We start from the raw sequence: 12,082 nt of genomic DNA on the forward strand, positions 1-12,082 counted from the left end.
CATGCATCAATCATCACGGCGAAGCCGCCACTGCCGCCCGTCGGCGGAGTCGATCACGCGACCGCGCGGCGCTCGGGCCGTCGCGCGACGCGGCGGTCCGACTCCGGTGGGTGGGCTTCGGTCGGCACTGCCCTCGCTACCTGCCCCAGATCGTCCGGTACGCCTGCCGGTAGCCCGGCGGGTCCCAGGAGGTCGCCCCGCCGCTGTTGGCGGCCGTGGTGATGTGGGCCGGGGCGGCGTAGCCGCTGGGGGGCTGGTGGGAGAAGGCGCGGTTGAACTCGTCGATGATCTGCCAGCCCTGCTCGGTGAGGGGTTCGGGGACGGTGGCGGCCTGGAACTGTCTGCTGTTGATGCGCTGGAAGGCCGAGGGGTCGCCGTCGCCCGCGCCGATGTTGTACGGGGCGGCGTTGCCGGGCCGGCCGGCCGCGCGCAGGGCGGGCGCGGCATCGGCGAAGTACAGGTCGTTGATGGCGACGGAGTGCGTCCACTGGCCCTGGAAGCCGGCGAGGAGGGCGGAGACCGCCTGGGGGGTGCGACCGGACGCGTCCGGGATGGGGATGTTCTCGGAGGCCAGCAGCCGCACACCGGGGCAGGTGGCGAGCTCGGCCTTGATCAGTTGGGACTTGGTCCGGGCGAACGAGGTCGAGTCGTCGGTGAAGACGACGACTCCGGCGTTGCCGTTGGACTCCGCGATGACCCAGTGCGCGCTGATCCGCGCGACGTCGCCGACGCTGGTGGTGACGTTGCTGTAGAGCGGGGGGTTCTGGCTCGGCCCGGGGGCCGGGGCCGCGTGCCAGCCGATGAGCGGGATGTGCGCCGCGCCGGCCTGCGCGACCTGCTGCGAGGTCAGGTTCGGGTCGAAGCCGCCGATGACGATGCCCGAGGGTGCGAGGGCGACCGCCTGGCCGAGGGCCGCCTGGATGCCGGCGGGCGTGCCCTGCCCGTCGATCACCCGGACGTTCCAGCCGATGACCGTCGCGGCTTCGGTGACGCCCCTGGCGACGCCCGCGACGCCGGGGTTGGTCATGGTCTCGGCGACGTAGACGACGGTCCTGCCGGGAACCGCCCGGGGGCCGCTGGTGGGGCCGTTCCAGGGGGCGCCGACCTGTTCGGCCTGCCGGACGTCCGCCTCCGCCCTGGCGAGGGTGGCGGGGCAGCCGGCGCCCGACGCCCCCGGGGCGGCGGCCCCGGTTCCGGCCGGCAGGCCGCGCTGGCAGCCGGCCAGCGCGGTGGCGGCCGTGGCCAGCAGGACTGCCGCCAGCACCGCCGCGGCACCACGGTTCACGGCGTGTCCCGGGAGAGCGCCCGGTCCGTCGGCGGCGGTGCGGGCGGACGGCGGGTCTCGCCGGCGCCGGCGCGCAGCCGGCGGCGTGCCGAGTAGCCCGCCAGGCCGACGGCGAGGAGCAGCGTCGCGCCGTTGAACAGCGGCACGGCCCAGAAGTCGGCGCCGAGCTGCCCCATACCGGCCAGGCCGATGGCGAGGACGGCGACGGCGACCACGGTGCCCAGGGGGTTGGCCCGTCCGGGTTTGATCGCGGTGGAGCCGAGCAGCGCGCCGACGAACGCGGGCAGCAGGTATTCCAGGCCGACGCTCGGGTTGCCGATCTGCTGCTGCGCGGCGAGTAGGACCCCCGCGAAGCCGACGACCAGGCCCGATCCGGCGAAGGCGTAGACGCTGTAGCGGCGGACGGGGATGCCGACGAGCTCGGCGGCGCGTGGGTTGGAGCCGATGACGTACAGGTACCGGCCGAGCGGCAGCCGCTCCAGCAGCAGCCACAGGGCGACCGCGAGTGCGAGCACGTAGGACGCGGACACCGGCAGTCCGAGGAAGGTGGAGTCGTAGAGGTCGGTGAAGGCGACCGGCAGACCGCCCGCGCCGGGGACGATCCGGGCGCCGCCGGTGATCCAGCCGGTGAAGGCGTACAGGATGCTCCCGGTGCCGAGCGTGGCGATGAAGGAGTCGATCCGCCCGAACTCGACGACGACACCGTTGAGGGCCCCGAAGGCGGCTGCGCCCAGGACCACCACCAGGCAGGCGAGCGGCCAGGGCCAGTTGCCGTCGACGACGAGCCGCAGGACCAGGACGTGCGCGAGACCGAGGCCGTAGCCGATGGACAGGTCGAACTTGCCGGTGGCGATCGGGAGCGTCGCACCGAGCGCGAGGATGGCGGGGATCGACTGGTTGGACAGGATCGAGGAGACGTTGTCGAGGGTGGGGAAGGTGTCCGGCAGCGCGACGGAGAAGGCCAGGAACAGCAGGGCGGCGAGGACTGGCAGGCCGTAGCCGCCGATCAGGTGCCCGTGCCGGCGGCCCCGCGGGGACCGGCGGGAGGGGGTCGCGGTCATCGGCCGGTCGCGGGCCCGTTGCCGTCACCGCCGGTGACGGGAGGCAAGGCCGAGGCGGTGGTGGTGAGTTCCGTGACGGTGAGGCTCGTACCGGTCAGCTCGGCGGTCACGGTCCCGCGGACGAACACGAGGGCGCGGTGGCACACGGTGGCGACCTCCTCGAAGTCGGTGGAGATGAGCAGGACCGCGAGGCCGGCGGCCAGCGCCCGGTCGAGCAGGCGGTAGAGCTCGGCCTTGGCACCGACGTCCACGCTGGCGGTCGGCTCCTCAAGGATCAACAGCCGGCGGTGCAGCCGGAGCCACCGGCCGACCATGATCTTCTGCTGGTTCCCGCCGGACAGCGTGGCGATCCGCGCCTCGCTGTCGCGGGGCCGCACCGAGAACCGTTCGATCAGGGTGGCGGCCTCGGCCCGCTCGCGCCTGGGGCTGATCCAGTGCAGCGCCGATCGGCCGCCCGCCCGGGGGTTGGCCAGGAAGTTCTCGCGGACCGTCAGTTCAGCGGCACAGCCCTCCTCCTGACGGTTGCCGGCGACCAGGCCGACGCCGGAGTCGACGGCGCCGGCCACCGTGTGCGGGGTGTACGGCCGGCCGTCGAGCAGGGCCCGCCCGCCGAGGATCGGACGGGATCCGGCGAGGGCACGACCCAGGTCGAGCTGGCCGGCGCCGGTGAGGCCCACTATGCCGAGGATTTCGCCGGCGCGCAGCTCCAGACTGATCGGTCCGGCGTTCGCGGTGCGCACCCCGTCGAGGCTCAGCACCACCGGGCCCTCGGCGGGGGTGACCGGGACGGCCCGGTGGCCGACCGGTTCGCGGCCCACGATGTCGTGGACCAGGCGCCGGCGGCTGTGGCCGGCGAGCGGGCCGGAGCTGATCAGGCGGCCGTCACGGAGGACGGCGAAGGTGTCGGCGACCTGGTGGACCTCGTCGAGCCGGTGGGTGACGTAGACGATGCCGTGTCCTCGGTCGCGCAGGGTGCGCAGCACGGCGAAGAGCCGGGCGCAGTCCGCGGCGGGGAGGCCGGCGGTCGGCTCGTCCAGGACGATGAGCTCCGCCCGGGTGGCCAGCGCACGGGCGATGGCGACCAGCGAGCGTTCGGCGGGGGCGAGGTCGGCGATCGGCGCGTCGGGGTCGAGGTGCCCGGCGACCAGGGCGAGGGCGTCGGCGCAGCGCTCGCGGGTCCGGCGCCAGGAGATCAGTCCGTGACGGCGCGGGTAGCCGGCGACCAGGGCGATGTTCTCGGCGACCGTCATCCACTCGACGAGGCCGAGGTCCTGGTGGATGAAGGCCATCTGGCGGGCGGCGGCCTCGGTGCCGAGGGGGTGCCCGGCCACCGTCACCGCGCCCTGGTCGGCCTGGTGGATACCGGCGAGTGTCCGGATGAGGGTGGATTTGCCGGCGCCGTTGGGGCCGAGCAGGGCCAGGATGCTGCCGCGATGGATGTCGAGGTCGATCCCGGCGAGCGCGAGGGTGCCGCCGAAGCGCTTTCCGAGGCCGCGGATGCGGACGAGTGGGGCGCGCTGCGCGGGTGGGGCCACCGAGGGGTCGGGAGCGTTGTGCACGGGTCACCGTCCCTGCCGGCTCGGCCCGGCCGTCGTGGTCTCGACACGCCACGGTCCCCGGTGGTGTCCGCGAGGAGCGGTGTCCGCGGGGGTTGTGTCCGAGGGGGTCGTGTCCGGAAGGCGGCTCATTCGAGCCCGGGGATGTCGGCGAACCCGCTCTCGAGGAAGTGGCTCTCGAAGAGGTCGGGGATGCCGCTGTCCGCGTCCAGGGCGCATTCGGCCCAGATGACCTTGCCCCGGGCGGTGTGGCGGGTGCCCCAGGCCTGGGTGAGCTGGGCGACGAGGAACAGGCCGCGGCCGCCCTCGTCGGTGGTGGCCGCGTGGCGCAGGTGCGGGGCGGTGCTGCTGCCGTCGGAGACCTCGCAGATCAGGGTGCGGTCGTGGATCAGACGGACCCGGATGGGCTCGGTGCCGTAGCGGATGGCGTTGGTGACCAGCTCGCTGAGCAGCAGTTCGGTGACGAAGGCGACCTCGTCCAGCCCCCAGTCGCTCAGCCGGCGGGCGGCGGCGACGCGGATCTCGGAGACGCGGGCCGGGTCGGCGGGCAGGTCCCAGGTGGCGATCCGGTCGGGGTGGAGGGCGTGGGTGCGGGCGATGAGCAGCGTGACGTCGTCGACCGGGTGTTCCGGCACCACGGTCTCCACGACCGCGCGGCAGGTGTCGTCGGGTGAGCGGTTCGGGCGGGCCAGGGCGGCGCGCAGCCGGTCGAGGGCCGCGTCGGGGTCGCGTTGGTGGTCTTCGAGGAGTCCGTCGGAGTACAGGACCAGCTGACTGCCCTCGGGGAGGTGGAACTCGGAGCTTTCGAACGGCAGACCGCCCAGGCCGAGCGGGGGACCGGCGGGGAGGTCGGGGAGGGTGACCGTGCCGTCCGGGTGGACCACCGCGGGTGGCGGGTGGCCGGCGCGGGCCATGGTGCAGCGCTGCGAGGTCGGGTCGTAGACGGCGTACAGGCAGGAGGCGCCGACGATGCCGTCGTTGCCGGTGGCGGGCTCCGGGCCGTCCTCGTCCCGGTCCAGGCGCCCCACGAGGTTGTCCAGGTGGGTGAGGAGCTCGTCGGGCGCGAGGTCGAGTTCGGTGAAGTTGTGCACGGCGGTGCGCAGGCGGCCCATGGTGGCGGCGGCGTGCAGTCCGCGGCCGACGACGTCGCCGACGACCAGGGCGACCCGGGCACCGGAGAGGGGGATGACGTCGAACCAGTCCCCGCGCACCCCGGACTCGGCGGGCAGGTAGAGGTGGGCGACCTCGACGGCGCTCTGCTCGGGCAGGCTGCGCGGGAGCAGGCTGCGCTGGAGGGCCAGGACCACGGCGTGTTCGCGGGTGTAGCGGCGGGCGTTGTCGATGCAGATGGCGGCGCGGGTGGCCAGCTCCTGGGCCAGCGAGCGGTCGTCGTCCCCGTAGGGGGCGGGGTCCTGCGCGCGGTAGAAGCAGGCGATGCCCAGCACGACGCCGCGGGCCAGCAGCGGGACGGCGATGAGGGAGTGGACCTGGTGCGCGAAGAGGCGCTCGGCCGCCTCGGGGCCCTGTGCGATCCAGCCGGGGGCGTTGCGCAGATCGGGTTCCAGCACCGTCTGTCCGCTGGCCAGGCAGCGGCGATGGGGCGTGCTGGGGTTGAGGTCGACCCGTTCGCCGACCGGGTAGAAGGGGCAGTCGGTGCGGATGCCGTGGACCACCGTGCGGTGCAGCTCGTTGCCGGGGTGGGTGGGCTCCTCGCCGCGCAGGACGGTCTCGGGCAGGTCGATGGTGACGTAGTCGGCCAGCCGCGGGACGGCCATCTCGGCGAGTTCCCAGGCGGTGCGGCTCACGTCCAGGGTGGTGCCGATGCGGGTGCTGGCCTCGGACAGCAGCTCCAGGCGGCGGCGGGCCGCGACGGCGTACTGCCCCACGCCCGGCTCGCCCAGCAGCAGCAGCCTGGTGACCGCGCCGCCCGCGGGGGCGGCCGGCGCCGTGGCCGCGCGGTCGGGTGCGTCGCCCGGAGGGTGGCCGAGCGGTGGTACGGCGGAGGTTGCGGCGGGCGCCGGGGGGCCGACCGGCCGGCCGGCCCGGTCGGGGGTGGTGAGCCGGGGCAGTGAGTCGCCGTGCAGGACCGCCTCGATGACGAAGCCCTCCACCCCGGACGGGCTGGTCAGCGGGCGGCTCAACAGGGTGACCTGCCGGCCGTGGGAGAGGGCCACCTCGACCGCGGTGCGCTGGGCCGAGGAGATCAGCTCGGTGGCGATCTGTTCGAGCAGCATCTGGTCGCGCCGGTCCAGCCCGCTTCGGGGCAGCTCGTCCATCCCGACCAGGCGCCCGTCCCCGGCCGCCTCGCCGGTCTGCGCGTGCTGCCTGGAGTCGAGGTACGCGCGCAGCAGGGCGCGCTCCCGCGCCGAACTCTGCGCCAGCAGGCGCCGCTCGATGGCGGTGGCGGCCTTGCGGATCAGGATCTCCAGCTGGGGGTCCGCGTACGTGCGCGGATAGCCGAAGCAGAGGACGCCCTCGATCCGTCCGCTGAGGGGGTCGCGGACGGGAGTCGCCGTGCAGGCGTTCGACTGGGCGCGCTCGGCGAAGTGCTCGGCTCCGAAGATGTGGACGAGCCGCCGTTCCGCGAGCGCCAGCCCGATGCCGTTGGTCCCCCCGTACTGCTCGGCGAACACGAAGCCCGGGACGCTCTGGATCGCGGGCAGCTGCCTGACCATGGACGCTTCGCCGAAACGGCGTTGCAGCACCGCTCCGTCCGCGTCGGCCAGGGCCACGTTCATCCGGCTGCCGGCGAACCTGGAGGCCAGCCGGTCCAGCACGGGCCTGGCAGCGCGGACCAGCCGGCCGTCCAGATCGATGTCCGGCCGGTACGGAAGCCCGGACCGGTCCGGTGAGAGCCCCAGTGAGCGGCAGCGCTGCCAGGAGTCCAGGATCAGACTCCGCACGCCGCCCTCGATCGGTTCACCGAGCATGAACCGCTCCCGGACCCGTGTGGGGCCGGTCGGCACCTCACTCGAAGCTGTCATGATCGCCACAGCGCTCACATTCCGTGGAGCTGTACCCTTCGGTGCAATATTAGGACTTTGCCTATAAAGAGGCTTATCGCCGGATTGCGCAGACCTCCGGCACAGTGGCGGCGTGGTGACCGTTACCGCATCATCGGCAGTGCGGGGGACGGCTGAGGAGCGCCATGACCAGTGCCAATGGGCCGGCGATGACCCGCGACGAGTTCGACGCTCTCTTCGAGCGGATCCGGCGCGACCGTCTCCCCGGGCCGGTCGAAGGAAGACGGCGGGTGGCGGCTGCCGGACTCGTACGCACGGGTGAGGTCGTCGCCATGGGGCGGCCGTGGGACCGCGTGCCGGGGCCCGACAACCCCAGGCCGGCGCTGCACCAGATGACCGAGCTGGCGGACGTCATGGCCCCCGAGCCGACCGCGTACCGGGACTTCATCGCCTCCGACTACCACGGCAAGGCGCAGACGCACCTGGACGCGCTCTGCCACATCGCGTACGGCGGACTGCTCTTCGCGGGAGTGCGGGCCCGGGAGGTGGTCTCCTCGCAAGGTGCCGCCTACGGCGCGGTGACCGACCTGCTGCCCGGGCTGGTGGGGCGGGGTGTCCTGCTGGACGTGGCACGCCTGCAGGGCCGCGCCTGGCTGGAGCCGGGCGAGGCGGTCGGCGGCCCGGAGCTGTTGGTCTGTGCCGAGGAACAGGGCAGCCCGTTCCACCCCGGAGACATCGTCCTGGTCCGCACGGGCCACCTCGCCCGACGCGAGCGGCTCGGCGGGTGGGACCCGGACACCCTCAGCGCGGGACTGCATCCGGGCGCGATGCGCGTGCTGAGCGAGTCACGGGCCTCGGCGCTGGGCGGCGACGGCGACAGCGACGTGCGGCCGAGCCCGGTCGAGGGCGTCCACTCGCCGATCCATGTGCTGGCCATCACCGCCCTGGGCCTGCCGCTGATCGACAACCTGGACCTGGAGCCGCTGGCCGAGGCGTGCGCGCGCACCTCGCGATGGGAGTTCCTCTTCGTCGCCGCACCCCTGAACATCCCTGGCGGCACCGGGTCCCCGGTCAATCCGCTCGCGGTGTTCTGAGCGGGGCCGGGAGCCGGTCCGCGCCGTCGTGACGCAGGCGTGAGCGCACCGCCTCCCGTGCTCCGGGCGACACCGTCACCATTCGTCGTAGTCGCGGATCACCCGGAAGCTGCCCACGACGCCGTCGTGACCGAACGCGACCCCGTGGCCGGAACGGGCCGCGACGCCGTTGGTGGAGCTGTGGGGACCCACGGTGGCGACCGGACCGCCGTTGTCACAGGAGAAGCCGCGGTAGACCTCGACGGTCCTCCGGCTGTCGTTGAAGACGCTGAAGCTGCGGGCGCCCAATCCGCTGGCCGCAGTGATGCAGCCCTCGGAGGAGGCGGAGTACGTGCGTTCGTTGAAGTAGATCCTTCCTTCTTCCCGGTGGCCGCGTCCGCCCTCCCCGCGGTCTCGGCCCTCGCGTCCGCCCTCCCCGCGGTCTCGGCCCTCGCGTCCGCCCTCCCCGCGGTCTCGGCCCTCCTCCTTCCCTCCGCCCCCGCCCCCGCCCCCGCCGCCGCCCGCGACGGCCTCGGCCGGGGCGGCTTGCTGGGCAGCCGGTGCCGCCGGGGCAGCTGGTGCGGCCGGTGCCGCCGGGGCGGCCTGCTGGACGGGCGGGGCGGCCTGCTGGACAGGCGGGGACCCCGGCTTGGATTCGTCGATCGAGGCGTAGGTGATACCGGTGGCGGCAAGGACCGCCGCGCCTACTCCGGCAGCGGCCACGGCCAATCTGCGCGTGCGCATGTCACTTCTCTCTGTTTCACGGATGTCGGCCGGATGACCGACCTGCGACGAACGTAAAGACGGCCCTTGGGGTTGTCATGCCGGACATGTCCAAGGTGTGACGCGATGGGTCCAGTCGGGTGGAAACGCAGCGCGTATCGCATACCGATGAGGGATCGGCACCGCACACGGTGTCGTCCGGGTCGAGATCCGTTCTGCGCGGCCGTCCGTCAACGCGCGGATGAAACCGACCACTTGGAAGGGCTGGTCAACCGGTCGGCGGGCGCGCCGCCGGTGGTTTCGGACAGGGGGCTCCGGACCGAACGCGGCTCCGAGCAGGAGCCTCACCCGATGAGGTGAACAGTCCGGCGGAGATCCGCTATGTCCCGATTGTCGGAGCGGGTGAGTGGGCCGCTCGGATGGGATGGCGGTGAAGGTCCCGTCACCGAACCACCCCGCCACACCGCCGGAGCAGACATGAAGGTCCCAGGAACCAGGCTCGCCCAACTCGCGGCCGTCGCAGTGAGCACGCTGTCGCTCGGCACCATCACCGCGGCCGCCACGCCCGCCGTGGCGCAGCCCCCGATCTGCGGCGGGACGGACTGCCCCAGCCTGGCGCCCGCCGGCCTGAGTGCCAGCCAGGGCACCCTGAACATCACCTCCATGCAGCTGGAGAACATCACCGCCAGCGCCACCGACGTCCGCACCGGACGACCGCTGGTCGGCGCGCTGATCCGCTTCTACACCTCCGGCGGCCGGCTGCTGGGCTCGGCCTACACCAACTACGGTGGCATGGCCGGCATCACCGCCTCGGAGAACCTCGGCCCCGGCACCATTCAGGAACTGCTGAACGGCTACGACGCCGTCCTGGTCGGCGACGGCGTCTACGTTCCGGCCACGGCGCACGCGGCGATCACCATCGGCACGGACTGCGCCAGCACGCCGCCCCCCAGCGACCGCCGGCTCAAGTGCGCCGTCGTCCCGGTCGACTGGAGCCGCTGACCGTGCGACTCTTCCGACGCTCCGGCACGGCCGGCCGCGCCGCCCGGGGCATCCCGGCAGACCAGGCCGACCAGGCCGACCAGGCCGTTCCGGCCGACCGGGCCGCCGCGGACACGGAGGCGGTCGCCCCGGTCGGGGCCGTCAACGGCTACCAGGTCCTGGAGACGGTCACGGCCCTGCCGATCAGCACCTGGCGCTACCTGTGGGAGCCCGAGCAGGTGCGCCACCTCGGGCCGATGGCCCAGGACTGGCACGCCGCCTTCGACTTCCACCACGCGAACACCGGTGTGATCCCGATCGTCGACGCCAACGGTGTGGCCCTGGTCTGCATCCAGGCCCTGAACCGGCGCATCGACGAACTCACCGCCGAGGTCCACCGTCTGCGCGGACTCTCCGACACGCCACGGGAGCAGGTGAGTGGCGAGTGAAGGCCGAGCTGCCCGCCGCGAGGGACGAGACAACGGCCGAGGCCGATGACGCGGGCCTGTCGGCCCTGCGGGAGCTGGTGGCCGCGCCCGCCGGTCGCTTCCGGCAGCGCCCGGCGCCCGGACCGGCCGCCGCGCCCCGCACCCTCACGGTGGGCATGTCGACGTACGACGACTACGACGGCGTGTACTTCACCGTGAGCAGCCTGCTGCTCTACCACCCCGAGGTCATGGACCGGGTCGACTTCCTGGTGGTCGACAACCACCCGACCGGCCCGCACGCCTGGGCGCTGAAGCGGCTGGAGGAGGAGATCCCGCAGCTGCGGTACGTCCCGTACGACCGGCGGGTGGGGACCGCCGCCCGCGACCGGGTCTTCCGCGAGGCCGTCTCGGACTGGGTGCTGTGCGTGGACTCCCACGTCCAACTGCCGGCCGGGGCCCTGGCGGCGCTCCTGGACTACATCGACGAGCACCCCGACAGCGGCGACCTGATCCAGGGGCCGCTGGTGTCCACCGACGGGCGCACGGTCTCCACGCACTGGGAACCCCGCTGGGAACGCTGCATGTTCGGGGTCTGGGGCACCGACCCGCGCGGGATCGACCCGGCCGCGCCACCGTTCGAGATCGGCCTGCAGGGCTTGGGCCTGTTCGCCTGCCGGACGAAGGCGTGGCCCGGTCTGAGCCCCGCCTTCACCGGCCACGGCGGCGAGGAGGGCCACCTGCACGAGAAGTTCCGCCGCGCCGGCCACACCGTCCAGTGCCTGCCCGCCCTGCGCTGGACCCACCGCTTCGACGTGTCCAGGCCCACCCGGCCCCACCACACCTGGACCCAGCGGCTCCGGAACTACCTCGTCGGCTTCGACGAACTCGGCCTGCCCGCCGACGAGGCCCTCGACCACTTCACCGGCCTGCTGGGCGAGGAGACCGTCCAGGAGGTGCTGGCCGGCTACGAGACCGAGAAGCGCAATCCCTTCAGCTCCTTCGACGGCATCACCTGCCTCAACCTCGACGACCGCCCCGACCGCTGGCAGGAGATGGCACGGCGGCTCCGCGCCCTGGGCATCCCGGCCGAGCGGGTCCACCGCCAAGCCGCCACCGCCACCCCGGCCAACCACCACGTCGGCTGCGCGCTCTCCCACCGCCGGGCCGTCGAGCAGGCGCACCGCGACGGCCTCGAATCCCTGCTCGTCCTGGAGGACGACGCCGTCTTCCTCCTCGGCACCACCTGGGTGCTGCGCCGCGCCCTGGCGGAACTCGCCGCGCGGCCGTGGTCGTTGCTCTACCTCGGCGGTTTCGACTGGGGGCGCTCGTTCCCCCGCGCCGAGGGCTGCCACCACCTCGAACCCGTCTCCGGCATCACCACCACCCACGCCATCGCCTACCACCGCAGCGTGTTCGCCCGGCTGCTCGACGAACTCCCCGACACCGTCGAGGGCATGGCCGCCTGGATCCAGCAGCACACCGCCCTCGACCAGTACCTCGGCCGCTGGGACCGGCCCGACTGCTACCGCACCGTTCCCGTGGTCGCCGCCCAGACCGACCAGATTCCGCTGGTGGCAGAGGACTTGCGTGACCAGTTCGCCCTCTGAAGCACTTCGCGCCGGAAGGAGGGCGATGAACGCCCCTCGGGCTCTTCGTGACGGGCTGCGCATCAAGGAGATCGCCGACGGGCGCCTCGCCGTCTACGACGAACGCGCCGAACAGGGCCACCTCCTCGGCCCGCTCAGCGCCGCCGTCTACCGGCTCGCCGATGGCACCCGGACACTCGCCGACCTCGCCGCAGCCGTCACCCGCGCCCACCCGGGCGCCGATCTCGCCACCGTCCGGCTCGCGCTCACCGAACTCGACGCCGCCGGCCTGGTCGGCATCTGACCGGGCGCACGTCGGCACTGGCCGGGCCCGTACCGGTACTGGCACTGGCCGGGCGCACGTCGGCACCGACCGGGTCCGCACCGGTACTGGCACTGACCGGGCGCGCACGTCGGCACTGGCCG

The 12,082-nt window shown here is 73.4% G+C and carries 10 protein-coding genes; 5 read left to right on the forward strand and 5 right to left on the reverse strand.

The features are described 5' to 3' along the window. Positions 1-136: 136 nt before the first annotated feature. The 4 genes from P3T27_RS24715 to P3T27_RS24730 all read right to left on the reverse strand — a co-directional run bounded on the left by P3T27_RS24715 (position 137) and on the right by P3T27_RS24730 (position 6,832). The gene (locus P3T27_RS24715) at positions 137-1,285 is read right to left on the reverse strand and encodes a substrate-binding domain-containing protein (protein ID WP_280682074.1); all 1,149 of its coding nucleotides are present in this window, start codon (positions 1,283-1,285) and stop codon (positions 137-139) included. After that, the gene (locus tag P3T27_RS24720) at positions 1,282-2,346 is read right to left on the reverse strand and encodes an ABC transporter permease (RefSeq protein ID WP_280682076.1); all 1,065 of its coding nucleotides are present in this window, start codon (positions 2,344-2,346) and stop codon (positions 1,282-1,284) included. Before P3T27_RS24720 ends, P3T27_RS24715 begins: the two co-directional genes overlap by 4 nt. Then, positions 2,343-3,905, reverse strand: coding sequence for a sugar ABC transporter ATP-binding protein (locus tag P3T27_RS24725; RefSeq protein WP_280682078.1), 1,563 nt, complete (start codon positions 3,903-3,905; stop codon positions 2,343-2,345). The genes P3T27_RS24720 and P3T27_RS24725 overlap by 4 nt, the downstream gene beginning before the upstream one ends. 125 nt (positions 3,906-4,030) lie before the next feature. Then, positions 4,031-6,832, reverse strand: coding sequence for a SpoIIE family protein phosphatase (locus tag P3T27_RS24730; protein ID WP_280682080.1), 2,802 nt, complete (start codon positions 6,830-6,832; stop codon positions 4,031-4,033). A 218-nt stretch (positions 6,833-7,050) separates the two neighbouring features. Between P3T27_RS24730 and P3T27_RS24735 the strand changes: the two genes are divergently transcribed. Beyond that, positions 7,051-7,959 (forward strand): cyclase family protein, encoded by a 909-nt coding sequence (locus P3T27_RS24735; RefSeq protein ID WP_280682081.1) that lies wholly within the window; start codon positions 7,051-7,053, stop codon positions 7,957-7,959. Positions 7,960-8,034: 75 nt separating this feature from the next. On the opposite strand, the gene P3T27_RS24740 is transcribed toward P3T27_RS24735, so the two are convergent. Further along, positions 8,035-8,682 (reverse strand): hypothetical protein, encoded by a 648-nt coding sequence (locus tag P3T27_RS24740; protein WP_280682083.1) that lies wholly within the window; start codon positions 8,680-8,682, stop codon positions 8,035-8,037. A 456-nt stretch (positions 8,683-9,138) separates the two neighbouring features. Here P3T27_RS24740 and P3T27_RS24745 point away from each other — a divergent pair, with 456 nt between their 5' ends. From P3T27_RS24745 to P3T27_RS24760, 4 genes are read left to right on the forward strand one after another with little or no spacing between them, the layout of a single operon-like run. Continuing rightward, the gene (locus P3T27_RS24745; RefSeq protein WP_280682084.1) at positions 9,139-9,663 is read left to right on the forward strand and encodes a hypothetical protein; all 525 of its coding nucleotides are present in this window, start codon (positions 9,139-9,141) and stop codon (positions 9,661-9,663) included. Positions 9,664-9,665: 2 nt separating this feature from the next. Continuing rightward, on the forward strand, positions 9,666-10,091 hold the full coding sequence (locus tag P3T27_RS24750) for a tail fiber domain-containing protein (protein ID WP_280682086.1): 426 nt from the start codon (positions 9,666-9,668) through the stop codon (positions 10,089-10,091). Continuing rightward, on the forward strand, positions 10,088-11,677 hold the full coding sequence (locus P3T27_RS24755) for a glycosyltransferase (protein WP_280682088.1): 1,590 nt from the start codon (positions 10,088-10,090) through the stop codon (positions 11,675-11,677). Before P3T27_RS24750 ends, P3T27_RS24755 begins: the two co-directional genes overlap by 4 nt. Before the next feature lie 25 nt (positions 11,678-11,702). Next, a complete protein-coding gene (locus tag P3T27_RS24760) occupies positions 11,703-11,960 on the forward strand; it encodes a hypothetical protein (RefSeq protein ID WP_280682090.1) in 258 nt (85 codons plus the stop codon). The last annotated feature ends 122 nt before the right edge of the window (positions 11,961-12,082 follow it).

Source organism: Kitasatospora sp. MAA19, from assembly GCF_029894125.1.
In the GTDB taxonomy this organism is placed as follows: Bacteria; Actinomycetota; Actinomycetes; order Streptomycetales; family Streptomycetaceae; genus Kitasatospora.

Coding starts and splice junctions, on each gene's coding strand:
- P3T27_RS24745 (WP_280682084.1), top strand. CDS start 9,139: ATGAAGGTCCCAGGAACCAGGCTCGCCCAACTCGCGGCCGTCGCAGTG.
- P3T27_RS24760 (WP_280682090.1), top strand. CDS start 11,703: ATGAACGCCCCTCGGGCTCTTCGTGACGGGCTGCGCATCAAGGAGATC.
- P3T27_RS24720 (WP_280682076.1), bottom strand. CDS start 2,346: ATGACCGCGACCCCCTCCCGCCGGTCCCCGCGGGGCCGCCGGCACGGG.
- P3T27_RS24740 (WP_280682083.1), bottom strand. CDS start 8,682: ATGCGCACGCGCAGATTGGCCGTGGCCGCTGCCGGAGTAGGCGCGGCG.
- P3T27_RS24735 (WP_280682081.1), top strand. CDS start 7,051: ATGACCAGTGCCAATGGGCCGGCGATGACCCGCGACGAGTTCGACGCT.
- P3T27_RS24730 (WP_280682080.1), bottom strand. CDS start 6,832: ATGCTCGGTGAACCGATCGAGGGCGGCGTGCGGAGTCTGATCCTGGAC.